Consider the following 24,731-nt stretch of genomic DNA (forward strand, 5'->3'; position numbering starts at 1 on the left):
TTTAACCGTGCCTCGCAACGAGCGCATCGACGATCGTCACGCCCTGCCCTTCCGGATGCACCAGCACCGGATTGAGCTCGATCTCCGCGATCTCGTTCGCATGGCGCGCGGCGAGCACTGAGATATCCGCGATCAACTGCGCCAGCGCCAAAACATCCGCCTTCGCCGCTCCGCGAAATCCGTTCAGCAGCGGAGCAGCCTTCAGGCCCGCCAGCATCGCGCCGGCCTCTTCCGCGCCAACCGGCGCGGGGCGGTAGACGACGTCGCGGAACAGTTCTGTGATGATGCCGCCGAGCCCAACCATCACCATCGGCCCAAAGGTCTTGTCCATCATCGTACCGACGATGATCTCGACACCTCGCTTCGCCATCGGCCCCAGCAGCACGCCCTGGATTGCTGCCTCCGGGCGATGTTTCCGTGCGTTATTCAGCAGCGCCTCGAACGCCAGAAACACCTCGCCCTTGGTGGCGATATTGACGCGCACACCTCCAACCTCGCTCTTGTGCGCGATATCGGGCGACTGGATCTTCATCACCATGGGAAAGCCGACGCGGGCAACGGCCGCATCGATCTCGCTCTTATCCTTCACCAGCACCTCGTCGGGCAGCGCGATACCGGCGGCGCGGAGCAAGGTCTTGCTGTCGGCCTCGGACAGCACCGGCGAGGTCAGATGCGCGGAGAGATCGCGCGCCGGCAGCCGTGCTTCGTCCGCGGGCTTCGGCAGGCTGAACTTCCCGTAGTCGACGATCTGCCGCAAGGCAACGCCGGCATGGGTGAGGCCCGAGAGCACCACGACACCGGATTTCGCGAGATCGTGCCGGGCGAAATCCGACGGCACCGTGTAGGAATAGAACAGCACCGGCTTCTTCTGCGTCGCAAGCACCGGCTTCAGCTCGGCTTCCTTGAAGGGCCTGCGCACCTCGCTCGACAGTGACAGCAGGACCAGAACCGCATCGACCTCGTCGGAAGACGTCAGCAGATCGACGCTCTTTTGCAGACCGCCCGAGGTGACGCCTTGCGCCGTGACATCGATCGGGTTGCGAGCCGTGCCATAGGATGGCATCAGCTTCTTGATGTCAGCCTGCACCGCTTCTGAAAGCTCCGGGACCCGCAAGCCATGGAGTGCCACGGCATCGGCACCCCAAATGCCGGCGCCGCCCGACACCGTCACCACAGCGACCCGATCGCCTCGAGGCAACGGATTGCTCGCCAGCACCGCAGCGATCGTCAGCGCCTCGTCGAGATCGTTGGAAACGATGAAACCGTACTTTGCGAACACGGCGTCATAAGCCGCCGACCAGCCGGCCATGCTCGCCGTATGCGAGGCCGCCGCCCGCTCCCCGGCGCCGGAGCGGCCGACTTTCGTCACGATGACGGGCTTTTTCATCTCCGCGGCGCGGCGCGCGGCGACAAGGAATTTGTCGACGTCGCGGATGCCCTCGATGAACAGGAGGATCACGTCGGTCGCGGCGTCCTGCACCATGTAATCCAGGAACTCGCCGGCGCCGAGATCGGATTCGTTGCCGGCGCTGACGACGTAGCTGACGGCGATGCCGAGCGCCCTCGCGCGGTGATAATAGGCAAAGCCGATCCCGCCGCTCTGCGCGACGATGCCGATCCGTCTTGTCGTGGCGACGAGCGGCACGACGCCCGGTTTGACGTCCACGGCCGGACTGAACGTTGCCGCCACGCGCTGCACCTGGCTGAAAAAGCCCTCGGCATTCGGACCCGAGATCCGCATGCCCGTGCGCTTCGCCAGCGCCGCGATCGCATCCTGCATCGTCGCGCTGTCGCCGCCCTCCTCCGCAAAGCCGGAAGAGATGATCACGGCGTTCTTGACGCCGGCGGCGGCGCATTGTTCGAGCGCCGGCAGCACCGCGCGCGCCGGAATGATGACGACCGCGAGATCGATCGGCGCGCCGATCTCAGCGATCGATTTGTAGCAGGCGAGACCCTCGATATCGGCGTAGTTCGGGTTCACCGGATAGATCTTTCCGGGATACTCGTTCTTGCGCAGCATCGACAGTAGCCGCCCCGGAATCTTCTCGTGATCGCGGGAGGCGCCGATCAGCGCGATGCTTGCGGGTGCGAAGAAGCTGTCGAGCGGATGCGGCATGGCGTGATCTCTTTCTTGTTCTTCTTACACCCGCCCCACGTGCGATCCGTCGTCCTGAGGCGTGAGCCGCACGATGCGGAGCAACGTGCAGCGAGCCTCGAGGGATGAGCGGCCCCGCTGGTGGCCGCCGCCCTTCGAGGCTTGCCGAAGAGGCGGGCACCTCAGGGTGACGGATTACGATGAAGGGATCAACTGACGCGGAAGATTACGCCGCCCAAAAGGAACTCATTGCCTGCCACCGCAAGCCCCTTCGCTCTGGCCGCATGCAGCACGCCCGCTACATCAGCGACCCGAAACTCCAGCGCGCTCATGATCTCGCTGGCGCCCTTCACGAAGCGAAAGGTTGCGTTGGGCAGCTTCAAATCAGAGCCATCGGCCGCAACACCGATGATCTTCCCCCAGTGCTCCGCCAGCCCCTGCGGATCCGGGCTCTGCATCTCCACGCCTGTCAGCGTCTGCGTCACGTCCTTGCGGATGAAGTTTTGCCAGTTCGGCCCGGCCGGCGGATACGCACCCCAGATGTCGTCGCTGCCTTCGGTGTGGTTGAACTCGATGAAGGCGGCGCGGCAGTCGCGCGGGTGGAGCTGGACGCCGTGATAGGGCGCGTGATCGATCACGTTCGCGGTGCGCACACCAAGCGCATTGGCGTTGCGGCCGCGCTCGTCGGGATCGTTGCAGCAGAAGATCGCCATGTAGCCGCCGCGGCCGCCGGACTTCTCGATGAAGCGGCCTGCGGTGGTGCCGTCCTGGAACGGCGCGACCACCTCCAGCATGATGGTGTCGACCGGGAGCAGCGCGTTCTCCAAGCCGTATTTCGCGACATTGCCGTCCTGGTAACAGACGGCAAGACCCATGATCCCGGCAATGTCGGAGATGACAGGCGCGAGCTGCGGCGCGACCAGACAGATCTGCCGCAACCGCATATAGGGCGCCACGGTCATGCGCCCCTAAAAGTCGGCTTGCGCTTTTCGACGAAAGCTTTTGCGGCCTCCTTGTGGTCTTCGGTGTCGCTACAGCGGGTGTGATGGATCGCCTCGCCGTCGAAGCAATCCTCCAGCGCCAGATGCTCGGCGTTGTTGATGTTGCGCTTGATGAAGCCGAGCGCGATCGATGGCCCCTGTGCCAGCGACAGGGCGAGCTCGTGCGCGGCGGTCTCGATCTCGGCATCGGGCACGACTTTCGTCACCATGCCGATCGCATGCGCTTCCTTCGCGGTGAGCACCGGCGACATCAGATAGAGTTCACGCGCCCGCGCGCTGCCGAGCAGCTGCGTCAGGAAATAGGTGCCGCCGTAATCGCCGGAGAAGCCGACCTTGGCGAAGGCGGTGGTGATCTTGCAGGACTCGGAGGCAATGCGCAGATCGCAGGACAGCGCCATCGAAAGGCCGGCGCCAGCTGCAGCGCCGTCAAGCTGGGCCACCACGGGTTTCGGCATCTGGTGCAGGATGCGCGATACTTCCATGCCGCGGCGGAGGTTTGCCATTTTCACCTCGAACGGCAGCGGTGCGCGGCCTGCGGCCATCGACTTGACGTCACCGCCGACACAGAACGAGCCGCCGGCGCCCTTGAACAGCACCGCGCGCACCTCGGGATCGTCAGCCGCGCGTCGCGCCGCCTCGACCAATCCTGCGACCATTTCAGGATTGAGCGCATTCTTCCGCTCGGGACGGTTCATCGTGATGGTGAGCAGCCCGCCTTCGAGCTTTTGCAGGACCATGTCGTTCATGGGACGTCTCCCTTGTTGTTGTTTTGCTCGGTCAATCGCCACACTTGTCATTGCGAGGAGCGAAGCGACGAAGCAATCCAGACTGTCTCTGCGGAAACATCTCTGGATTGCTTCGCTTCGCTCGAAATGACGAGGCTTATTTTTTCACCAGCGGGCAGCGCGACTGCTCCAGCGACTGGAACGCCTCGTTACCGGGCACGGTGGCGAGCAGCTTGTAATCGTCCCAGCGGCCCTTCGACTCCGACGGCTTCTTCACCTCGAACAGGTACATGTCGTGAAGCATGCGGCCGTCCTCGCGGATCTTGCCGTTCTTGGCGAAGAAGTCGTTGATCGGCGTTTCCTTCATCACCTTGATGACAGCGGCCGAGTCGGTCGTGCCGGCCGCCTTCACGGCCTTCAAATAGTGCGTGACGGAGGAGTAGACGCCGGCCTGTGCCGAGGTCGGCGGCCGCTTCATGCGCTCCGTAAAGCGCTTCGAGAATGCGCGCGTGTCGTCGTTGAGGTCCCAGTAGAAGGCCTCCGCCAGCAGCAGCCCCTGCGCCGTCTCCAGGCCGATCGAGTCGATATCAGTGACGAAAGCGAGCAGCGGCGAGACCTTCTGGCCGCCTTTGGTGATACCGAACTCGGCCGCCTGCTTGATGGCGTTGACGGTGTCGCCGCCAGCGTTGGCGAGACCAATCACCTTGGCCTTGGAGGCCTGGGCCTGCAGCAGGAACGACGAAAAATCCGACGTGTTGAGCGGATGACGCACGGCGCCGAGCACCTTGCCGCCGGTCTTGGTGACGACGGCGCTGGTGTCCTTCTCCAGGTCCTGGCCGAAGGCGTAATCGGCGGTCAGGAAGTACCAGGTGTCGAGGCCCGACTTCACGGCCGCAAGGCCGGTCACGTTGGCCTGACCGTAGGTATCGAACACATAGTGGATGGTGTAGGGACCGCAGGCCTCGTTGGTGAGACGGATCGAGCCCGGGCCGTTGAACATGATGATCTTGTTGCGCGCTTTCGCGATCTCGCCGGCGGCAAGCGCGGTCGCCGAGGCCGCGACGTCGTAGATCATCTCGACGCCCTGGTTGTCGAGCATGTCGCGGGCGATGTTGGCGGAGAGGTCGGCCTTGTTCTGATGGTCGGCGGCCAGCACCTGGATCTTGCGTCCGAGCACCTCGCCGCCAAAGTCCTCAACGGCCATCTTCGCCGCGGTCTCGCTGCCAGGGCCGGTGATATCGGCATACAGGCTCGACATGTCGAGGATGCCGCCGATCTTCAACGGCGGCTTGTCCTGGGCCTGCGCAGCGGCACTCGCACTCAGGGCAAACGCTGCGGCAAAAATGCCCGACAAAATATGCTTCATCGAAAAAGACCTCCCTTGATCGCCTGGCTCTGATGGCGGCTTGGTTATTGCTCTTGGCAATCGCTGTTGCCGCAATCATGCCGCATGCGCGACAGGGCAGCAAGCGCGCGGAACGTTGCGAGCGCACATTGCCGCGCATGTTTTCCGCAAAGCGGAATGGTGGGGTACGGACAAATGCTTCCACGTCATTGCGAGCGCAGCGAAGCAATCCAGAGTCTTTCCACGGAGACGGTATGGATTGCTTCGCTGCGCTCGCAATGACGGAGTGTGAGGAAGCCTCTTCGCGATCCGCTACGCCTGGGCTAAAGCTAGAGAATAGCGCAACCTCTCCGGGCAACGTGACGCGACTGCTTCATATCATCGTCGCATGTCTTCTCGCCGCGAATCGCGCTGCGTTCGCCGCGCCGTGTCAGTTCGAATCGCAAGGCGAGGGCCGCGTCGCCGCTATCGTCGATGCGCGCGGCGTCCGCCTCGACGACGGACGCGAAATCCGCCTCACCGGAATCGAACCGACGGCGACAACGAAGCAGGCGCTGACATCGCTGCTCGCCGGCCGCGACGTCGTCCTGCGGAGTGCGGACGATACGCCCGACCGCTACGGCCGCCAGGGCGCGCTCGTCTTCATTCGGGACAGCGAGGCATCGGCGCAGGCGACGCTACTCGCCCAAGGCGACGCCCTCGTTTCCGCCGAAATCACCGACAAGGACTGCGCGGCGGCCCTGATGGCGGCGGAGGCCGAGGCGCGGCGCCAAAAAAAGGGCAACTGGGCTGACCCGTCGGCCATAAAAAACGCGGAAAGTCCGGACGATATTTTGCCCGGGATCGGGCGCTTTCTTGTGGTCGAAGGCAAAGTCCTGTCAGTCCGGCAAGCTGGGGCAATGACCTACCTCAACTTCGGACGGAACTGGACACGCGGCTTTGCGGTGACTATTTCAAAACGCGCGTTACCGGCGTTCGAAAACGCCGGTGTGACCCTTAAGTCCCTGGAAAATAAACGTATTCGAGTCCGGGGCTGGGTTGAGGGGACTGTGGGGCCGCGTATCGAAGTGCGTCTCTTGGGACAGGTTGAGTTGCTGGGCGCAAACGAGCCTACTGGGGTACGGCCTTAAGGCCAGGGCACGGGTTAAGTGACGTGAATGGGGTGCTAGAACGGCACGGACGAGGCGAACGCCGCCGCCTGCGGGCAGCGCCGGCCGCGCTATGCCTTGTGCTGGGCACGGCCCTCGCCGGTTGCGGCGACATGGGCCGGTTCCAGACCGCGGCAGTTCCGCCGACCGTCGCCCTCCCCAAGCCGAAGCCGGCCGTCGCACAGACCCCCGCCACCGAAAAAGAACACGAGCGCATCCTGGCGAGCTATGGCGGCGCCTATGACGACCCCCGGCTCGAATCATTGGTGACCAAGACCGTCGACCGCCTCGTCGCCGCCTCTGATCGGCCAGACCAGGGCTACAGGGTCACCATCCTCAATTCCGGCGCGGTGAACGCCTTCGCGCTGCCGAACGGCCAGCTCTATGTCACGCGCGGACTTCTTGCGCTTGCGAGCGACACCTCGGAATTGTCCTCCGTGCTCAGCCACGAGATGGCGCATGTGCTGTCCAAGCACGCCGCGATGCGCGAGGATCAGGCGCGCCAGGCCGCGATCGTCACCCGCGTCGTCACCGACATGAGCAACGATCCTGACCTGACCGCGCTCGCGCTCGCCAAGACCAAGCTCACCATGGCGAGCTTTTCGCGTAACCAGGAGTTCGAGGCTGACGGCATCGGCGTCGGCATCTCCGCCAAGGCACATTTCGACCCTTATGGCGCGGCCCGCTTCCTCTCCGCGATGGAGCGCAATGCCGAGCTGAAGGCCGGCAAGACCTCGCTCGATCCGCGCGCGCAGGATTTCACCTCGTCGCATCCGGCAACGCCCGAGCGCGTTCAGAACGCGCAAACCATTGCACGGCAATATGCGGCGCCCGAGGGCGCGGAGCGCGACCGCGAGACCTATCTCGCCGCGATCGACAATCTCGTCTATGGCGAAGACCCCAGCGAGGGGTTTGTCCGCGGCCGCCGCTTCCTGCACCCAAAGCTCGGCTTCACCTTCCAGGCGCCCGACAATTTCACGCTCGACAACACCGCGCAGGCGGTGATTGGCGTGCGCGACGGCGGCTCGCAGGCGATGCGCTTCGACGTCGTGCGCGTGCCGGCCGAACAGTCGCTTGGCGATTACCTCAATTCCGGCTGGATGGAGGGCGTCGAGAAGGCGTCCACCGAGGACGTCACCATCAACGGTTTCCCGGCCGCGTCCGCCACCGCCAAGGGCGATCAATGGGCGTTCAAGGTCTATGCGCTGCGCTTCGGCAGCGACGTCTACCGCTTCATCTTCGCGGCACGGCAGAAGTCGACCGAGAGCGAGCGCAACGCGCGCGAGACCGTCAATTCATTCCGCCGCCTGACGCTGGACGAGATCCAGGCCGCGCGCCCGCTGCGCATCAAGGTCATCACCGTGCAGCCCGGCGACACCGTGGAATCGCTCTCGCACCGCATGGCCGGCGTCGATCATCCCGCCGAGCGTTTTCGTGTGCTGAACGGGCTCGATCGCACAGCGCAGGTGAAGGTGCGGGACCGCGTGAAGGTTGTCGCGGATTGAGGCGCGCGGACTACCGCGCCTTTTCCTTCAAATACGCGATGATATCCGCGCGATCCTGCGCCTCCGGCACATCGAAAAACATCTTGGTTTCCGCAACCATGGCCTGCGGGCCGGCCAGCCATTTGTCGAGATTGTCCTCGGTCCAGACGATCCCCGAGTTCTTCAGATCAGGCGAGTAGTCGTAGCCGGGAACGCTGCCCGCCTTGCGCCCCACAACGCCCTTGTGCATCGGGCCGACGGCGTTCTCGTTGATCGCGTGGCAATCTGCGCAGCCCTTGTAGAGCGTCTGGCCGCGCGCGACGTTGCCTGTGGCGTGGGCAAGTCCGGTCGAGCAAACAATCGCGATGGTGGCAAAGGCCAGACTTGCAAAGCTTCGCTGGTGAACGGAATTGGACCGGAATTTCATGGAATCTCCTGCATGCGTCACCGCAAACAGGATCGTCCGGCCAAAGTTTTATTCCCGTCCGCGGAGCGCTCTTTAAGCGCCCGCGTCCATATCGCCGGCCTCGCGCTGGCCGCTGAGCCAGAGCGCGAGCAGCGTCCAGAACGCGCCTGACAGCAGATACGCACCTGAGGCGATGACGCCGAGATTGGTCGCGAGCAGCAGCGCGACGAGCGGAGCAAAACCGGCGCCGAACAGCCAGGCCATGTCGGAGGTCAGCGCCGAGGCCGTGTAGCGGTAAGCCTGCTTGAAATTCGAGGCGATCGCGCCCGAGGACTGGCCGAAGGAGAGACCCAGCAGGATGAAGCCGATCACCATGTAGATAGTCTCGCCGAACGCGCCGGCATCCAGCAGCTGCGGGGCAAAGCCGCTATAGATCGCGATCGCGATCGCCGATCCCATCAGCAGCGACTTGCGACCGACGCGGTCGGCGATGATGCCGGAGAGCACGATGGCGCCGACGCCGAACACGGCGGCGACCATCTCGATGATCAAAAAGCGCACGGGACTTTCGCGGGTGAACAGGAACACCCAGGACAGCGGAAATACCGTGACCATGTGGAACAGCGCAAAACTCGCCAGCGGCGCGAACGCACCGAGCATGATGTTCTGGCCTTCGCGCGCGACCGTCTCTGAGATGCGCGAGGGTTGGAGTTCGCGGGTCTCGAACAGCGAGGCATATTCTTCGGTCGTCACCATGCGCAGGCGCGCGAACAGCGCCACAACGTTGATGGCAAAGGCGACGAAGAACGGATAGCGCCAGCCCCAGTCGAAGAAGTCGTCGGCCGAGAGGTTGCCGGCGAAATAGGCGAACAGCGCGCTCGCCACGATCAGCCCGAGCGGGGCGCCGAGCTGCGGCACCATCGCGTACCAGCCGCGCTGGGAAGGCGGCGCGTTCAGCGCCAGCAGCGAGGCCATGCCGTCCCAGGCGCCGCCCCAGGCCAGACCCTGCGCGATACGCGCCAGCGCCAGCAGCCAGATCGCCGCAACGCCGATGTCGTGATAGCCGGGCAGGAACGCCAGCGCGACGGTGGCGGTGCCGAGCAGGAACAGCGCCGAGACCAGCTTGGCCGTTTTGCCGTATTCCCGGTCGACCGTCATGAAAATAACGGTGCCGATCGGTCGGGCCACGAAGGCCAGCGAGAAGATCATGAAGGAATAGAGGGTGCCGGTCAGTTCGCTCGTGAACGGGAACACCAGGCGCGGGAACACGATCACCGAGGCGATCGCGTAGACGAAAAAGTCGAAGAATTCCGAGGTGCGGCCGATGATGACGCCGATGGCGATCTCGCCGGGACTGGCCTGGTCGTGGCCGTGCTCGCCGGAGTGGATGTCTGCCATTGCAGGGGTCTGTGCCGTCGCCATGCGTTGCGCCCTTAACGTCCTGTAAACCAAAGCCGACCACCCGGCGGGGCGCCAGGCGATCCCGCCCTGTCTGGCGCAACATTCCGCACTGCAACATTGGACAAATTGTCCAATGTCCAGATTGCTGCGCCGCAGCTACCCCTTGGCCCCGCAAAGGAAACTCATTTCAAAGGCTCGGCCCGTGTCCCGTTTCAAGATCCTGGCGCTGCTACCACTGGCAGTTGCGCTCAGCGGCTGCAACTACATCGTGCTGGCGCCAGCCGGCGATATCGCGGCGCAACAGCGCGACCTCGTCATCATCTCCACTGTCCTGATGCTCCTGATCGTGATCCCCGTGACGGCGCTGACGGTGGTGTTCGCCTGGCGCTACCGCCAGTCCAACACCGAGGCCCGCTACGAGCCGGAATGGGATCACTCGACCAGCCTCGAGCTGGTGATCTGGTCGGCGCCGCTGCTGATCATCATCTGCCTGGGCGCGCTGACCTGGATGGGCACGCATCTGCTCGACCCCTATCGCAACATCGGCCGCATCCATGCCGATCGCGCAGTGGACCAGTCCAAGGCTCCGCTCGAAGTCGATGTCGTCGCGCTCGACTGGAAATGGCTGTTCTTCTACCCCGATTACGGCATCGCCACCGTCAACGAACTCGCCGCGCCGGTCGACCGCCCCATCAACTTCCACATCACCGCGTCTTCGGTGATGAACTCATTCTACATCCCCGCGCTCGCCGGCCAGATCTACGCGATGCCGGGCATGGAGACGTCGCTCCACGCCGTCATCAACCACGCCGGGACCTACAAGGGCTTTTCGGCGAACTACAGCGGCGCCGGCTTCTCCGGCATGCACTTCAAGTTCCTGGGCCTCGACGACAAGGGCTTTGACGCCTGGATCGCCAGTGCCAAATCCGCCGGCGGCCCGCTCGGCCGCGCCGAATATCTCCAGCTCGAGAAGCCCAGCGAAAACGAGCCGGTGCGCCGCTACGGCACGGTCGATTCCGATCTTTATCGCCTGATCCTCAACATGTGCGTCGAGACCGGCAAGATGTGCCAGAGCGAGATGATGGCGATCGACGCCAAGGGCGGCAGCGGCCACGAGGGCCTGAACAACACGCTGCCGCTGGCCTACGACAAATACGCCCGCCGCGGCACCGTGCTCGGGCCGGAGCCGACCTTCGTCGCCGGCACCTGCACGCCCGATGCGCCGCAAGGCAAGACCACCGCCTCCATCACGGCACCACTCGACACCGCGCCGCTTACCGGCGCCGGGCTGAAGCGGCCGAATTTCGCGCCGCTGAAGTCCTCGTCCTTCTTCCTCGGACTACGTCCGAAGTCAGACTCCTAAAGAGATCCCGCATGTCTCCTGATCTTCTCAAGCTCATCTTCGGCCGTCTCAGCATCGATTCGCTGCCGCTGCACGAGCCGATCCTCGTCGGCACCTTCGTGATGGTCGCGCTCGGCGGCGCCGTGCTGCTCGGCGGCGTGACCTATTTCCGCCTCTGGGGCTATCTCTGGCGCGAATGGTTCACCAGCGTCGACCACAAGCGCATCGGCATCATGTACATGATCCTCGGCATCGTGATGCTGCTGCGCGGCTTCGCCGACGCACTCATGATGCGCGCGCAACAGGCGCTCGCGTTTGGCGGCTCGGAGGGCTTCCTCCCGGCCCATCACTACGACCAGGTGTTCACCGCCCACGGCGTGATCATGATCTTCTTCGTGGCGATGCCGCTGGTCACGGGCCTGATGAACTTCGTCGTGCCGCTCCAGATCGGCGCACGCGACGTGTCGTTTCCCTTCCTGAACAATTTCAGCTTCTGGATGACGGTCGGCGGCGCGGCGCTGGTGATGGCCTCGCTGTTCATCGGCGAATTCGCCCGCACCGGCTGGCTGGCCTATCCGCCGCTCTCGAACATCGGCTACAGTCCTGACGTCGGCGTCGACTATTACATATGGGGATTGCAGGTCGCGGGTGTTGGCACGACCTTATCCGGCATCAATCTGATCTGCACCATCGTCAAGCTGCGGTGCCCCGGCATGACCATGATGAAGATGCCGGTGTTCACCTGGACCGCGCTCTGCACCAACATCCTGATCGTGGCGTCCTTCCCCGTCCTGACCGTCGTGCTCGCGCTGCTCACGCTCGATCGCTATGTCGGCACCAACTTCTTCACGAACGATTTCGGCGGCAGCCCGATGATGTACGTGAACCTGATCTGGATCTGGGGCCATCCCGAGGTCTACATCCTGGTTCTCCCCGCCTTCGGCATCTTCTCGGAAGTGACCTCGACCTTCTCCGGCAAGCGGCTGTTCGGCTACACCTCGATGGTCTACGCCACGGTCGTCATCACCATCCTGTCGTACCTGGTCTGGCTGCACCATTTCTTCACGATGGGCTCGGGCGCCAGCGTCAACTCGTTCTTCGGCATCACCACGATGATCATTTCGATCCCGACGGGCGCGAAGATGTTCAACTGGCTGTTCACGATGTATCGCGGCCGTATCCGCTTCGAGCTGCCGATGCTGTGGACGATCGCCTTCATGCTGACCTTCGTGCTCGGCGGCATGACCGGCGTGCTGCTCGCAGTGCCGCCGGCCGACTTCGTCCTGCACAACAGCCTGTTCCTGATCGCGCACTTCCACAACGTGATCATCGGCGGCGTGGTGTTCGGCGCATTCGCCGGCATCAACTACTGGTTCCCGAAGGCGTTCGGCTTCAAGCTCGATCCGTTCTGGGGCAAGCTGTCGTTCTGGTTCTGGGTCACCGGCTTCTATCTCGCCTTCATGCCGCTCTATGTGCTCGGCCTGATGGGCGTGACCCGCCGTCTGCGCGTGTTTGACGATCCCTCGCTCCAGATCTGGTTCGTCATCGCCGCGATCGGCGCCGGCCTCGTCTTCCTCGGCATCCTCAGCATGCTGATGCAGTTCGCGGTCTCTTTCCTCAAGCGCGAGCAGCTCAGGGACGTCACCGGCGATCCCTGGGATGCGCGCACGCTGGAATGGGCGACCTCATCGCCCCCGCCGGACTACAATTTCGCCTTCACCCCCGTCGTTCACGACAATGACGCGTGGTGGGACATGAAGAAGCGCGGCTACCAGCGTCCGCTCATGGGGTTCAAGCCGATCCACATGCCCAGCAGCACCGGCACCGGCGTCATCCTCGCCGGCCTCGCCACCGCGATGGGTTTCGGCCTGATCTGGTACATCTGGTGGCTGGCCGCCGTAAGCTTCATCGCGATGCTCGCCGTCGGCATCGGTCACACCTTCAACTATCACCGCGACTTCGACATTCCGGCCGACGACGTCATCCGGGCCGAGGACGCGCGCACCAAACTGCTCGCCGGAGCCAAGTAAATGACTGTCGCCGTCAATCCCTCGCAGACCGGCGAGCCGGTCTTCTATCTCGCCGACGAACATCCGCATCCGGAAGGCTACAGCACCTCGCTCGGCTTCTGGATCTATCTGATGAGCGACTGTCTCATCTTTGCGATGCTGTTCGCCGCCTTCGGCGTGCTCGGCGCCAACTATGCCGCCGGGCCTGCGCCGAAGGACCTGTTCGAGCTGCCGCTCGTTGCGGTGAACACCTCGATGCTGCTGCTGTCGTCGATCACTTACGGTTTTGCGATGCTGACGATGCAGCAGAACAAGATCGCGCAGACGCAGATGTGGTTGGCGATCACCGGTCTGTTCGGCCTCGCCTTCATCGGCATCGAGCTCTCCGAGTTCGCCCACATGATCCATGAGGGCGCGACGCCGCAGCGCAGCGCCTTCCTGTCCTCCTTCTTCACCCTGGTCGGCACCCACGGCCTGCACGTCTCCTGCGGCCTGATCTGGCTGGTGACCTTGATGGTGCAGGTCTGGAAGTTCGGCCTGATCGAAGCCAACCGCCGCCGCCTGATGTGCCTGTCGATGTTCTGGCACTTCCTCGACGTGGTCTGGATCGGCGTCTTCACCTTCGTCTATCTCCTGGGAGTTCTGCGATGAGCACCGATACCCACGCCGCCCACGCGGACGACCATCACCACGATGACGGCCACGCCCACAGCACGTTCTCGGGCTACATGCTCGGCTTCGTGCTCTCGGTCGTGCTGACCGCGATCCCGTTCTGGCTGGTCATGAGCGGCGCGCTGCCGAGCAAGCAGATTACCGCGCTGGTCATCATGGCCTTCGCGGTCGTGCAGATCGTCGTGCACATGATCTACTTCCTGCACATGAGCCCCAAGTCCGAGAACGGCTGGAGCATGATGGCGCTGATCTTCACCATCGTCATGGTGGTGATCGCGCTGTCGGGTTCGCTGTGGGTGATGAACCACCTCAACAGCAACATGATGCCGATGCACGAGATGACGGGAATGAAGTGACCGATAGCGGGACCACGACGGACAACGCGAATGGCGCGCGCCGCAAGGCTGCGCGTCCGCGCCTGTGGCTCACGGTCCTCTCGCTCGCGACCTTCGTCGTTCTGATTGCGCTCGGCGTCTGGCAGATCGAGCGCCGCGCCTCGAAGCTGGCGTTGATCGACCGCGTCGAGCAGCGCGTCCATGCTCCCGCCCAGCCGGCGCCCTCGCCCGCGTCATGGCTCGCGGTTTCCACCGCAAATGACGAATACAGGCACGTCAGCGTCGCGGGGCGTTTCCTGCACGACCGCGAGACGCTGGTTCAAGCCGTCACCGAGGAAGGTCCCGGCTATTGGGTGCTGACGCCGCTCAAGCGCGACGACGGCACGCTGGTCCTGATCAACCGCGGCTTCGTGCCGTCCGAGCGGCGCGACGCATCGACGCGCCAGGGCGGTAATCCGGACAGCAGGGTCGAGATCACCGGCCTGCTCCGCATCACCGAGCCCAACGGCGGATTCCTCCGCAACAACGTGCCCCAGCACAACCGCTGGTATTCGCGGGATGTCGCCGCGATCGCCGCGGCCCGCGGGCTCGACAATATCGCGCCCTTTTTCGTCGATGCTGACGCCGGATCACAAACCGCCGGCGGACCAATCGGCGGATTGACCGTAGTCAGCTTTCCCAATAACCACCTGATCTACGCGCTGACGTGGTTTGCCCTGGCTTTCATGCTGGCCGGTAAATTTCTCGTCACGTTCGGCGGCGGGCTGTTCCGCCGCAAGAAACCCTGGAGCGGCTTCGTCCACGAACCGGCCGGCGATGCCGCCCGCAGGACGGGATCAGATGCTGGAACGATCGTCGAGCCGACATGACGACGGAAAGACGCCTCCCCAAGGTCCTGCCAAAGGACTTGGCGAACTCGCCGTCACACTGCAATCGCAGGCGGACACGCGCAGCGAGCTGATCGGCGCTGCGCCCACGGACGACGAGACTAACCGCAAGAACATGGCGCTGCTGATCCAGCTGCGCTGGACCGCCGTGGTCGGCCAGATCGTGACCATCGGCGGCGTGCATTTCTGGCTCGGCATCCCCTTGCCTCTGGAGCGGATGGGCGCGGTGATCGGCGCACTGGTGCTGCTCAACGTATCGAGCCTGGTCTGGGTGCGCCACCGCGCCGCCGTCTCCAGCAACGAGCTGCTGGTCGCGCTGATGCTCGATGTCGCCGCGCTGACCGCGCAGCTCTACCTCAGCGGCGGTGCCACCAATCCCTTCACCTCGCTGTTCCTGCTCCAGGTGACGCTGGCCGCCGTGCTGCTCGACGCCCGCTCGACCTGGTCGCTGGTGGCGCTGACCTGCGCGTGCTTTATCTGGCTGACGCTGGCCTACCGGCCGCTCGACCTGCCGCCAAACCCGCTCAGCGAAACCTATACGCTCACTGTTGCCGGCATGCTCCTGGGCTTCGCGCTCAACGCGGTTCTGCTTGTCGTGTTCGTGACCCGCATCAACCGAAACCTGCGCGAGCGCGACGCGCATCTGGCCGCGCTGCGCCAGCACGCCGCCGAACAGGACCACATCGTCCGCATGGGCCTGCTCGCCTCCGGCGCGGCCCATGAGCTCGGCACGCCGCTCGCCTCGCTCTCGGTCATCCTCAGCGACTGGCGCCGCATGCCGGATCTTGCCGCCGACCAGGAGCTTGCCGAGGATCTTTCGGAGATGGAGACCTCGCTCCAGCGCTGCAAGTCGATCGTGACGGGCATTCTGGTCTCGGCCGGCGAAGCGCGCGGCGAAGGCTCCTCGCCGACGACGGTGACGGCCTTCGTCACCGCGCTGGTGGAGGAGTGGCGCAACGCGCGCTCGGCTCGCACGCTCTATTTCGTCAACACCTTTGGCGAGGACGTCGCAATCGTCTCTGACATCGCGCTGAAGCAGGTCATCTTCAACGTGCTCGACAACGCCTACGAGGTCTCGCGCGAGTGGGTCGAGCTTGTGGCCGAGCGCGAGGGCGACAATCTCGTCCTGGCGATCAGCGATCGCGGCCCCGGCTTCGCGCCGGAGATGCTGGTGCAGCTTGGAAAACCATATCAGTCGAGCAAGGGCCGCGCCGGCGGCGGGCTTGGCCTGTTCCTGGTGGTGAACGTCGTGCGAAAATTAGGTGGCAGCGTGACCGCCGAGAACCATCGCAAGCGTGGCGCCACCGTCCGCCTGACGCTGCCGCTCGCCACGCTCGCGATCGGAGGCAGCTTTGACGCCTGACCGTTCGCTCATCGTCGTCGAGGACGATGAAGGCTTTGCGCGCACGCTGAAGCGCTCGTTCGAGCGCCGTGGCTACGATGTCGTGCTGGCTGCTTCAATCGAGGACGTGCGCAAGGTGCTGGAGGAGCGCTCCTTCGGCCATGCCGTGGTCGACCTCAAGCTCGGCGGCGCCTCAGGCCTTGCCTGCGTCGAGCTGCTGCACACGCACGACCCTGACATGCTGATCGTGGTGCTGACAGGCTTTGCCAGCATCTCCACCGCCGTCGAGGCGATCAAGCTCGGGGCCTGCCACTACCTCGCAAAACCGTCGAACACCGACGACATCGAAGCGGCCTTCAACAAGGCCGAAGGCAACACCGAAGTCGCGCTCGATGCGCGGCCGACCTCGATCAAGACGCTCGAATGGGAACGCATCCACCAGACCCTGATCGAGACCGATTTTAATATCTCGGAAGCGGCCCGGCGATTGGGGATGCATCGCAGGACGCTCGCGAGGAAGCTCGAGAAGCGGCCGGTGAAGTGAGTTGTCGTCCCGGACAAGCGAAGCGCCGATCCGGGACCAATAGCCACAGGAAGTCGTTTGACGAAGACTCGTGGTTACCTGCTCGCCCCATATCTGCTCCCAGGGGTTATGGGTCCCCGCGCTCGCGGGACGACACTGAGTGTGCCGCCCATCCGCGGGCTTCATTAATTTGCCGCCGCCGCAAGCTTGCCGACCTCTGAGAGAAGCATCTTGAGGATCGGAGACTTGTTCGCCTTATGGAGGCGACCACGAGATCAGTCGCAGGTGCCTCTCCACGCACAGGCGGTGTGGTGATCGTCTGCGGCAAATATCGCTTGGTGTAGGCCGGCAGGATCATGACGCCACGCGTCGATGCGATCATCGAGATCGCATGGACAACGTTGTGCACTTCGCGGTCGGGTTTGAGGTCGGCCGGCTTGGCCAAGATAGTCCAGCACGATACGGCGCACTGTGGGCGCAGATTTTGACGGCAGGTAAAAGGTCTCGCCCACGATCTCCTGCGGCGCCACCGTCGCGTGCGATGCCAGGCGATGGTCGCTCGGAAAGACGAAGACCAGCGGATCGGTACGCACGCGCCGGAAGGTCGATTTCGTTGCGGATGAAGCCTGCGAGGTCACGCCGCTGGCGCAGGGATTTGCCGATGTGCTGAACAAGGTCGACCGGCTACGCGCCATGGGCCGTCAACGCGCCCCAAAGCATTTTCGGCAAGAGTTTCGTGCGCTTTAGTCTCGAGGAAGGGACGAACTTCATGGAGTACGACCTCGTCTATCTCAGGGGCGACCTGCTGTTCTGGGGCGCTCGCAACATCGATGGCCGCGGCTTCGATACGGAGCAGAACCGTCCGACGAATCTGCAGATTCCACTGGTCCGGAAGTGAATGCGGATACGTCGCCAAGCCCGGCGATGACCACCAAAAGCAAAAAGCCCGGCCGAGAGGCCGGGCTTCTGATTTGTTGCGATCGACGTCCGCGCTTACGCGGCCTCGTCGGCGACGGTGGTGCCGCCGCCATCGGTCTCATCGCTATCGCCCTCGGCATCCGTCTCACCTTCGCCTTCGGCGGCTTCGGACTTGGCGCCGGTGCGGCGCGGGCTCTTGGCGAGCTGGGCCTCGATCTCCTTGACCGCTTCGGTCTCGGTCGAGTGCTGCACCACCGCGATCTCGCGGGACAGACGATCGAGCGCCGCTTCATAGAGCTGGCGTTCGCTGTAGGACTGCTCCGGCTGCGACTCCGAGCGATAGAGGTCGCGCACGACTTCCGCGATCGCGACGATGTCGCCCGAATTGATCTTCGCTTCGTATTCCTGGGCGCGGCGCGACCACATGGTGCGCTTGACGCGGGCGCGGCCCTTGAGGGTCTCGAGCGCCTTCTTGACCAGCGCGGGCTCGGACAGCTTGCGCATGCCGACATTCGCGACCTTGGCGGTCGGAACGCGCAGCGTCATCTTGTCCTTGATGAAATTGATGACGAACAGCTCAAGCTTCGCACCGGCGATCTCCTGCTCCTCGATGGCCAGGATCTGGCCGACGCCGTGAGCGGGATAGACGACGAATTCGTTGGCCTTGAAGCCCTGACGCTGGGTCACGACCTTCTTTTCCTCGACCTTCGGCGCGGGTGCAGCGGCCTTCACGACCGGCTTGGCAGCAGCAACGGGAGCCTTGGCAGGGGCGGCAGCAACAGGAGCCTTCGGAGCAACGGGCTTGAAAGCGGGAGCCTTGGCAGCAGGCTTGGCAACGGTCGCTTTCGCGGCCGGTTTGGCAGTCTTGTGAGGCATTGCGCTTCTTTTGTTCTTCGAGGACTTTGCAGCCGGCGGCGCCTTGGCAGCGGTCCGACCCTTGGATGCGCTACGGCTGGCCGTGGCGACTTTTTTGGCCTCCTTATGGGAAGCCCTCGCTGAAGTACTCTTTTTACGCGTTTTCTGTGACACAGCCTGCGCGCGGAAACTGCCACGCCCCTGTTCGACATTTGGTTTCACGGGAACCAACGGGGCCAACTGGGCTGACCGGGGTTCAGCTTAATGTGCCCAATATAGCACATTTCCCGCAAAAATCAATGGTTTAGGGGACTTGAGGGCTGGTTTTCGGCGCTGACGAAGGTATTAGGGTTAAGTTTGGGCGGGAATTAGTCTCCCGAGCCGGGGTTCGGAGAAAAATATTTCTCGAACTTGCCTTCCTGACCGTCGAATTCCTTCGCGTCGGGAGGTGATTCTTTCTTCTGGGTGATATTCGGCCAGGACTTAGCGTACTCGGCGTTGACCTGGAGCCATTTTTCGAGGCCCGGTTCCGTGTCCGGCTTGATGGCGTCGGCGGGGCATTCCGGCTCGCACACGCCGCAATCGATGCACTCGTCAGGATGGATGACGAGCATGTTGTCGCCCTCGTAGAAACAGTCGACCGGGCAGACCTCGACGCAGTCCGTGTACTTGCACTTGATGCAGGCTTCAGTGACGACGTAAGTCATCCAACGCTCCGAAAAGCTTATTCAAAAGTCGCGGCTTGCGTAGCGCGGATGGCCCGGCGCTGCAAGGTCGGGAAACCCCGATCATGACGGCTTTATGTGTTTGATCGACCAAGAAATGAATTCAATGCGCAATTAATTGCGCTTTGCTTCATTGAGCTCTTCGTAGAGCACGCGCGCCGAAGCAGCATCGCCGCGGCGTTCGTTGAAGCTTGTGACTTTCAACACGCGCACGGTGCGATCGAGTGCGACGGTGATGACGTCACCGATCTTGATCGCATGGCCCGGAGACTTTTCGCGCTCGCCGTTGACGCGGACGTGTCCGGACTCGACGAGCTCGGCTGCGGAGGTGCGCGCCTTCACGACGCGTGCGTGCCACAGCCATTTGTCGATGCGCTGCCGCTCGGTCGTCGTGGGATTACTCCTTGCGGCCCGACAGCTGCTCCTTCAGCGCGGCGAGCTTTGCGAAGGGCGAGTTGGGATCAACCGGACGATCGCGCTCCCGCGGGTTCGCGCTCGAGGCGTAGGGACGCAGCGACGGGCCGCCCTGGCGATCGCGGCCACCCTTGTCGCGGTCGCGGCCACGATTGTCACGGCCCTTGTCGCGATCGCCGCCGAACTTCTTGTTGTCGCGGTTGCGATCCTTGTTGTCGCGATCCTTGCCTTGATCTCGGCCCTGGAAGCTGCGGTTCCTGTCGTCGCGCCCCTCGGGACGCGGCGCGCCTTCGGCGCCACCTTCGCGCGGCTTGTTGAAGTCCCTTCCACCATCCCGGCGATGACCGCCGCCGCGGCGATGCCGCTGCTCGCCGCGCTTCTCGCCGTCGGCAGCTTGCGCTGCCTCACCTTCAGCGGGCGGGGCGCCTGCTTCAGCAGCAGCCTGCGGACGCGGCTGATTGGTGTGGCGCTGGTGGCGATGACGCTCGTGACGCGGCTTGCGATCGTCGTGACGGCCGCCGGGACGCCAGACCTCGATGAGTTCGGGCTCAGCGGGTGTAGCTGCAGCCTCAACCGGCGCGGCAGCATGGGGCGACGCCGCGGCTTCGGTTGCAGCGGTCTCGGCGGGCGCGGCTTCAGCAGCCGCCTCAGCGGGCGCAGCAGCTTCTTCGGCCGGCGGCGCGATGCCGGGAGCATCTTCCGGCGTGACCGGAGTTTCGGGAGTTGCTTCGAGCGCCGGCTCTTCCTGCGCGGGCTCGTCGTGCAGCTCCATCCCGGGCGCGTCCTCGACGGTGACAGGCTCTGCAACCGCTTCGATCGCGGTGTCCGCGGAAACTGCGGTGTCCTCGATCGCGGGCGTCTCAGAAGAAGCTTCAGCAGCCGGCGTCTCCGCAACAACCGCAGCGGGCTTCACCGGCAGCGGCGGGCGCTTGTCCATGCGATAGCCGAGCGCACGCAGCACCGAGGCGAAATCCTCGCCGGCCGAACCCGTGAGCGAGGTCATTGCCTGGGTCACCACAAAGCTGCGGCCGTCGAACGCGCCGGCGGGCTTTTCGCCGGACGAATTCTCGCGCCAGGCCAGCGCCGGGCGGATCAGATCGGCAAGGCGTTCCAAAATGTCGACGCGGACGGCGCGCTCGCCGGCCTGCTTGTAGCCGAGCACGCGATAGGCATCGCGCGGCAGCTGCTTGTCGACCGGGAACGAGGTGCGGCCCGACGAGGCCAGATGCTGCGCGCCCGAGAGCGAGGACAGATCGACATTGTCCTGCTTCAGCGCCCAGAGCAGTGCGGCCAGCGCACGCCCGGCGGGCTTCAGGAGGCCGGGGAAATAGATGTGATAGGCGCCGAAGCGGACGCCGTATTTGCGCAGCACGGCACGCGAGGGCTGGTCGAGATCCTTCAGCTCGTTCGCGATCTTGGGGCGTTCGAGCACGCCGAGCGCCTCGACCAGCTGATAGGCGATGCCGCGGGCAATGCCGGTGACATCCTCGGCCTTCGACAGCTCGAACAGCGGCCCGAGCAGCTTTTCGATATGCGTCTTGAGCCAGAGCTCGAGGCGTGCCTGCACCTTCTCACGCGGCGCGCCCGTCAGGCGCTCGTCCGAGATGATGCGGATGCGCGGTTGCAGCGCCTCCTCAGCGGCGGACAGCCGCGCCACGGCATCGCCGGTCCAGCGGATGGTGCCTTCCGAGGTCAGCACGAACTGATCGTCCGGCGCGTTGCCCAGTTTTTCGGCGCGCGTGTTGATCTCGCCGGCGAGCACCGCTTGCGCGGCAGCCTGCAAGGCTTTCGCATCGGAGCCGGCTTCCGCCGCATCCGGTGCAAAGGTGAAGCCATCGAGGCGGCCGATGACATGGCCTTCGACGATGACTTCGCCGGTCTTGCCGATTTCCGTATTCAAGCTCGTGTTCTCCCGCAGGCGGCGCATCAATACACTGGTCCGGCGATCAACGAAACGCTCAGTCAAGCGTTCATGGAGCGCATCCGATAATTTATTTTCGACCTCGCGGGCGGTCCCCTGCCAGCGTTCGGGGTCCCTCAGCCAGTCCGGGCGGTTGGCGACAAAGGTCCAGGTGCGAATCTGCGCGATCCGGGCCGACAGCGTGTCGATGTCGCCGTCGGTGCGGTCGGCCTGGTCGATTTGGGCGGCAAACCAGGAATCGGGGATGCAGCCCTTCTGCATCAGGAAGCCGTACAGCGTCGTGACCAGCTCGGCGTGGGCGGCCGGCGACAGTTTTCGGTAGTCCGGGACCTGGCAGGCCTCCCAGAGCCGCTCCACAGCGTCCTTGCCATGTGCGATATCGCGCACCTCGACGTCGCGGGCGGCGTGGTCGAGCACGCGCATGTCCTCGGCGAGCGGGGCGCGCGTCAGCGCCTCATGGCCGGGCGACTGGTTCAGCGACACCTGGAGCGCGCCGAGGGACGAGAAATCCAGCTTCGCATTGCGCCATTGCAGCATCTTCACGTTTTCGAAGGTGTGGTTCTGGAGCGCGTTGACGAGCTCGGTCTCGAACGGGGCGCAGCGGCCTGTCGTCCCGAAGGTGCCGTTGCGCGTGGCGCGGCCGGCACGGCCGGCGATCTGCGCGAATTCGGACGGGGTCAGGCGGCGGAACTGATAGCCGTCGAACTTGCGGTCGGAGGCAAAGGCGACGTGGTCGACGTCGAGATTGAGGCCCATGCCGACGGCGTCGGTGGCGACGAGATAGTCGACCTCGCCGTTCTGGAACATCTCCACCTGCGCATTGCGCGTGCGCGGCGACAGCGATCCCAGCACCACGGCCGCGCCGCCATGCTGGCGCTTGATCAGCTCGGCGATGGCGTAGACCTCGTCTGCGGAGAACGCGACGATCGCAGTACGGCGCGGCTGGCGCGTGATCTTGCGGTCGCCGGCGAATTCCAGCTGCGACAGGCGCGGCCGCGTGATCATGGAGACGCCGGGCAGCAGCCGCTCGATGATCGGGCGCATGGTGGCGGCGCCTAACAGCAGCGTCTCGTCGCGGCCGCGGCGGTTGAGGATGCGATCGGTGAAGACGTGGCCGCGTTCGAGATCGGACGCGATCTGGACCTCGTCGACGGCGAGGAAGGAGACATCGAGGTCGCGCGGCATCGCCTCGACGGTGGAGACCCAATAGCGCGGGTTCTTCGGCTTGATCTTCTCCTCGCCGGTCACAAGCGCGACCGCGTCGCTGCCGACCCGCGCTGCGATCTTGTTGTAGACCTCGCGCGCGAGCAGGCGCAGCGGCAGGCCGATCACGCCCGAGGGATGCGCGAGCATCCGCTCGATGGCGAGATGGGTCTTGCCGGTGTTGGTCGGCCCGAGCACCGCAGTGACGCCGGCGCCGGGTGCGCGCTCGGAAGCGAAGGGGGAGGAGGAAAAGGGCATCTGGGGGATTAGGTAGTGCCGATTTGGGCGAATGTCAGTGCCGGATGAGGCGGTGAGGCGACTCGGCCGCTCCCCGGCGCGAAGCGCCTGGAAGTCACCTCGCCCCGCTTGCGGGGAAAGGTCGGATCGCGAAGCGATCCGGGTGAGGAGGGCTCTCCGCGAACCAGCTCTCACCGAATCCGCGGAAGCAGCCCCTCACCCCAACCCTCTCCCCGTAAGAACGGGGCGAGGGAGAACCGAGAGCTCCCCAAACCTCGCGCAACTGTCTCACTTTGCGACGCTTTTCCCGTTGGCTTTAAGCTTCGGAACGAGTCTAGAACGAATCGCGGCCGAATCGCTGACTCTCCTGTGAGTCCCGTTCCGTTCACGCAACATGTCGCAGGACTCTGTCTTTGCTGCACTAGATGGAGTTTCGCCCTGTCGCACAAGCGACGATGTGATGGCGGAAAGCCTTAAGTTGGGGACGGCGCGGAGTCGAATCAGAATCGGGGAGGAGTCAAATGGATTCCCGGATCCGGGGGCGCCCAAACTCATTTGTGCGAAAACAACCCCATGCACAGTAGGCAAGTTATTGAATTTGCTTGACTTTAATTTCAGACCGAGGGCGGCTCGTAGCCCGTAAGGGCGATCACTGCGTCTTGGCGACGCGCGGCGGCTGGGCCGAGGTGATGAAGCTGGTCGCTTCCAGCATCGCCGGGCCGAGCGGCGTCGGCACCTTCAGCCAGAACGGCACCAGGATGCGCGTGCCGGCCACCGGCGCGAACGCGATCTCGATGTTGCGCTGGGCGGCGAGGTATTTGATCACGGGGCGGTCGGGGATGTAGCCGGCGACCGGCACGAAAAACAGCGAGCAGACCACGACCGGGCCACGATAGCCCTTCTCCGCCTTCACCGTTTCCATGCGCTTGAAATCGAGCTTCAGCTCGTAGCGCATGCGGCCGTCGAACACGGCTGCGCTGCTATGGCAGGCCTCGGGCGTCACGGGATCGCCGGTGCCTGAGACGCGCAGCAGCGAGGCCGTCATCGGATCCCAGACGCCGCGGCGATGCGCGTCGGTGACGACGATGCGATCGGCATCGACAGGCGGCTCCGGCACGATGCCAAAATCCTTCACATTGCCCTTGTCGAGGGTGATGTGGATCTCTTCGGTCTTCTTCGAGGTGGTGGTGGAGGCCTGGTAACCGGTCGCAACCAGCGCGCCGTTGACCACGCGGCCCTGCGAGGCGCCGGTGCCGGACCCGCCCGCGAAGGATTTCAGCAGCCCCGAGGTGCCGCCTGAGGCCGCGGCTGCGAACACATCGTCGCCGATATCGATGTTCCAGGCGCCCTTGCCGACGGGAATGCCGGCCAGCGAGGCCTCATACTGCGCCTCGAGCTTGCCCTGCGCCGCCACGGGCTCGACACCCCACGCCACGACGAGCCCGCAAAGGGCCGCGAAGGCGAGCCGGCCGGCCGAACGCAGCCGGGGCCAATGTCGGGAAGATGAAAGCACGAAACAGTCCAATCGGGGCGCGAACGGTTGTTACTTAAGCCAAAACCCGCGGCAGACAATGTATCGGGCGTGAGCTTCGCGGAACTCAAGGCGATATTTCGGCGGTGAATACGCCCTTTATGTGATGGTAAGGGGTTTTAAACATTGCCGTTTTGGTGATCGGGTTCTTCGCCTCTCCCCGCGCGCGGGGAGAGGCCGGAATGCGCGCGCAGCGCGGATTCCGGGTGAGG

The 24,731-nt window shown here is 64.3% G+C and carries 21 protein-coding genes; 10 read left to right on the top strand and 11 right to left on the bottom strand.

Going from position 1 to position 24,731, the window contains the following annotated elements:
• Window position 1: 1 nt before the first annotated feature.
• From IVB29_RS33420 to IVB29_RS33435, 4 genes are all read right to left on the bottom strand, one after another.
• Complete coding sequence (locus IVB29_RS33420; protein WP_247507657.1) at window positions 2-2,116, bottom strand: acetate--CoA ligase family protein; 2,115 nt, start codon at window positions 2,114-2,116, stop codon at window positions 2-4.
• 188 nt (window positions 2,117-2,304) lie between these two features.
• Window positions 2,305-3,051 (bottom strand): hypothetical protein, encoded by a 747-nt coding sequence (locus IVB29_RS33425; RefSeq protein WP_247507699.1) that lies wholly within the window; start codon window positions 3,049-3,051, stop codon window positions 2,305-2,307.
• A gap of 2 nt (window positions 3,052-3,053) precedes the next feature.
• A complete protein-coding gene (locus tag IVB29_RS33430) occupies window positions 3,054-3,842 on the bottom strand; it encodes an enoyl-CoA hydratase (RefSeq protein WP_247507658.1) in 789 nt (262 codons plus the stop codon).
• Between the two features lie 136 nt (window positions 3,843-3,978).
• Entirely contained in the window at window positions 3,979-5,187 is a 1,209-nt protein-coding gene (locus tag IVB29_RS33435) for an ABC transporter substrate-binding protein (protein ID WP_247507659.1), read from the bottom strand.
• A 257-nt stretch (window positions 5,188-5,444) separates the two neighbouring features.
• Here IVB29_RS33435 and IVB29_RS33440 point away from each other — a divergent pair, with 257 nt between their 5' ends.
• Entirely contained in the window at window positions 5,445-6,296 is an 852-nt protein-coding gene (locus tag IVB29_RS33440; protein ID WP_247507700.1) for a thermonuclease family protein, read from the top strand.
• Between the two features lie 131 nt (window positions 6,297-6,427).
• Complete coding sequence (locus tag IVB29_RS33445) at window positions 6,428-7,819, top strand: M48 family metalloprotease (protein WP_247507701.1); 1,392 nt, start codon at window positions 6,428-6,430, stop codon at window positions 7,817-7,819.
• A 10-nt stretch (window positions 7,820-7,829) separates the two neighbouring features.
• Here IVB29_RS33445 and IVB29_RS33450 read toward each other — a convergent pair whose 3' ends face one another.
• Both IVB29_RS33450 and IVB29_RS33455 read right to left on the bottom strand, forming a co-directional pair.
• Window positions 7,830-8,225, bottom strand: a complete 396-nt coding sequence (locus IVB29_RS33450; protein ID WP_247507660.1) for a c-type cytochrome — start codon at window positions 8,223-8,225, stop codon at window positions 7,830-7,832.
• 72 nt (window positions 8,226-8,297) lie between these two features.
• Complete coding sequence (locus IVB29_RS33455; protein WP_247507661.1) at window positions 8,298-9,626, bottom strand: MFS transporter; 1,329 nt, start codon at window positions 9,624-9,626, stop codon at window positions 8,298-8,300.
• A gap of 181 nt (window positions 9,627-9,807) precedes the next feature.
• On the opposite strand from IVB29_RS33455, the gene cyoA reads away from it, so the two are divergent.
• The 8 genes from cyoA to IVB29_RS38455 all read left to right on the top strand — a co-directional run bounded on the left by cyoA (window position 9,808) and on the right by IVB29_RS38455 (window position 17,613).
• Entirely contained in the window at window positions 9,808-10,968 is a 1,161-nt protein-coding gene (cyoA, locus tag IVB29_RS33460) for a ubiquinol oxidase subunit II (protein ID WP_247507662.1), read from the top strand.
• Window positions 10,969-10,979: 11 nt separating this feature from the next.
• Window positions 10,980-12,977, top strand: coding sequence for a cytochrome o ubiquinol oxidase subunit I (gene cyoB / locus IVB29_RS33465; protein WP_247507663.1), 1,998 nt, complete (start codon window positions 10,980-10,982; stop codon window positions 12,975-12,977).
• A complete protein-coding gene (cyoC, locus tag IVB29_RS33470) occupies window positions 12,978-13,607 on the top strand; it encodes a cytochrome o ubiquinol oxidase subunit III (protein WP_247507664.1) in 630 nt (209 codons plus the stop codon).
• Window positions 13,604-13,984 carry a cytochrome o ubiquinol oxidase subunit IV gene (cyoD, locus tag IVB29_RS33475; protein WP_247507665.1) on the top strand — a complete coding sequence of 127 codons (381 nt, stop codon included), beginning with the start codon at window positions 13,604-13,606 and terminating at the stop codon, window positions 13,982-13,984. The genes cyoC and cyoD overlap by 4 nt, the downstream gene beginning before the upstream one ends.
• Window positions 13,981-14,832: an SURF1 family protein gene (locus IVB29_RS33480; protein WP_247507666.1), complete on the top strand. Its 852-nt coding sequence runs from the start codon at window positions 13,981-13,983 to the stop codon at window positions 14,830-14,832. Before cyoD ends, IVB29_RS33480 begins: the two co-directional genes overlap by 4 nt.
• Window positions 14,804-16,213, top strand: a complete 1,410-nt coding sequence (locus IVB29_RS33485) for an ATP-binding protein (RefSeq protein ID WP_247507667.1) — start codon at window positions 14,804-14,806, stop codon at window positions 16,211-16,213. Before IVB29_RS33480 ends, IVB29_RS33485 begins: the two co-directional genes overlap by 29 nt.
• Complete coding sequence (locus tag IVB29_RS33490) at window positions 16,203-16,736, top strand: response regulator transcription factor (protein WP_247507668.1); 534 nt, start codon at window positions 16,203-16,205, stop codon at window positions 16,734-16,736. Before IVB29_RS33485 ends, IVB29_RS33490 begins: the two co-directional genes overlap by 11 nt.
• Before the next feature lie 748 nt (window positions 16,737-17,484).
• Window positions 17,485-17,613 (top strand): hypothetical protein, encoded by a 129-nt coding sequence (locus tag IVB29_RS38455; RefSeq protein WP_256466927.1) that lies wholly within the window; start codon window positions 17,485-17,487, stop codon window positions 17,611-17,613.
• A gap of 95 nt (window positions 17,614-17,708) precedes the next feature.
• On the opposite strand, the gene IVB29_RS33495 is transcribed toward IVB29_RS38455, so the two are convergent.
• The 5 genes from IVB29_RS33495 to IVB29_RS33515 all read right to left on the bottom strand — a co-directional run bounded on the left by IVB29_RS33495 (window position 17,709) and on the right by IVB29_RS33515 (window position 24,501).
• Window positions 17,709-18,509: a CarD family transcriptional regulator gene (locus IVB29_RS33495; RefSeq protein ID WP_346731317.1), complete on the bottom strand. Its 801-nt coding sequence runs from the start codon at window positions 18,507-18,509 to the stop codon at window positions 17,709-17,711.
• Window positions 18,510-18,856: 347 nt separating this feature from the next.
• Window positions 18,857-19,195 (bottom strand): ferredoxin FdxA, encoded by a 339-nt coding sequence (gene fdxA, locus IVB29_RS33500; protein WP_247507670.1) that lies wholly within the window; start codon window positions 19,193-19,195, stop codon window positions 18,857-18,859.
• Between the two features lie 132 nt (window positions 19,196-19,327).
• Window positions 19,328-19,585 carry a S4 domain-containing protein gene (locus IVB29_RS33505; RefSeq protein ID WP_346731320.1) on the bottom strand — a complete coding sequence of 86 codons (258 nt, stop codon included), beginning with the start codon at window positions 19,583-19,585 and terminating at the stop codon, window positions 19,328-19,330.
• Window positions 19,586-19,610: 25 nt separating this feature from the next.
• A complete protein-coding gene (locus IVB29_RS33510) occupies window positions 19,611-23,009 on the bottom strand; it encodes a helicase-related protein (RefSeq protein WP_247507672.1) in 3,399 nt (1,132 codons plus the stop codon).
• A 628-nt stretch (window positions 23,010-23,637) separates the two neighbouring features.
• Window positions 23,638-24,501, bottom strand: coding sequence for a DUF3108 domain-containing protein (locus IVB29_RS33515; RefSeq protein ID WP_247507673.1), 864 nt, complete (start codon window positions 24,499-24,501; stop codon window positions 23,638-23,640).
• Between the last annotated feature and the right edge of the window lie 230 nt (window positions 24,502-24,731).

This window comes from Bradyrhizobium sp. 1 (assembly GCF_023073315.1).
GTDB lineage: Bacteria > Pseudomonadota > Alphaproteobacteria > Rhizobiales > Xanthobacteraceae > Bradyrhizobium.

What these genes read in the sequence shown, in the direction of transcription:
- fdxA (WP_247507670.1), bottom strand. Translation starts at nt 19,195, where the DNA reads ATGACTTACGTCGTCACTGAAGCCTGCATCAAGTGCAAGTACACGGAC.
- IVB29_RS33455 (WP_247507661.1), bottom strand. Translation starts at nt 9,626, where the DNA reads ATGGCGACGGCACAGACCCCTGCAATGGCAGACATCCACTCCGGCGAG.
- IVB29_RS33450 (WP_247507660.1), bottom strand. Translation starts at nt 8,225, where the DNA reads ATGAAATTCCGGTCCAATTCCGTTCACCAGCGAAGCTTTGCAAGTCTG.
- IVB29_RS33485 (WP_247507667.1), top strand. Translation starts at nt 14,804, where the DNA reads ATGCTGGAACGATCGTCGAGCCGACATGACGACGGAAAGACGCCTCCC.
- cyoC (WP_247507664.1), top strand. Translation starts at nt 12,978, where the DNA reads ATGACTGTCGCCGTCAATCCCTCGCAGACCGGCGAGCCGGTCTTCTAT.
- IVB29_RS33445 (WP_247507701.1), top strand. Translation starts at nt 6,428, where the DNA reads ATGGGCCGGTTCCAGACCGCGGCAGTTCCGCCGACCGTCGCCCTCCCC.
- IVB29_RS33430 (WP_247507658.1), bottom strand. Translation starts at nt 3,842, where the DNA reads ATGAACGACATGGTCCTGCAAAAGCTCGAAGGCGGGCTGCTCACCATC.
- IVB29_RS33510 (WP_247507672.1), bottom strand. Translation starts at nt 23,009, where the DNA reads ATGCCCTTTTCCTCCTCCCCCTTCGCTTCCGAGCGCGCACCCGGCGCC.
- IVB29_RS33435 (WP_247507659.1), bottom strand. Translation starts at nt 5,187, where the DNA reads ATGAAGCATATTTTGTCGGGCATTTTTGCCGCAGCGTTTGCCCTGAGT.
- cyoD (WP_247507665.1), top strand. Translation starts at nt 13,604, where the DNA reads ATGAGCACCGATACCCACGCCGCCCACGCGGACGACCATCACCACGAT.
- IVB29_RS33440 (WP_247507700.1), top strand. Translation starts at nt 5,445, where the DNA reads ATGACGGAGTGTGAGGAAGCCTCTTCGCGATCCGCTACGCCTGGGCTA.
- IVB29_RS38455 (WP_256466927.1), top strand. Translation starts at nt 17,485, where the DNA reads ATGGAGTACGACCTCGTCTATCTCAGGGGCGACCTGCTGTTCTGGGGC.
- IVB29_RS33420 (WP_247507657.1), bottom strand. Translation starts at nt 2,116, where the DNA reads ATGCCGCATCCGCTCGACAGCTTCTTCGCACCCGCAAGCATCGCGCTG.
- cyoB (WP_247507663.1), top strand. Translation starts at nt 10,980, where the DNA reads ATGTCTCCTGATCTTCTCAAGCTCATCTTCGGCCGTCTCAGCATCGAT.
- IVB29_RS33495 (WP_346731317.1), bottom strand. Translation starts at nt 18,509, where the DNA reads ATGCCTCACAAGACTGCCAAACCGGCCGCGAAAGCGACCGTTGCCAAG.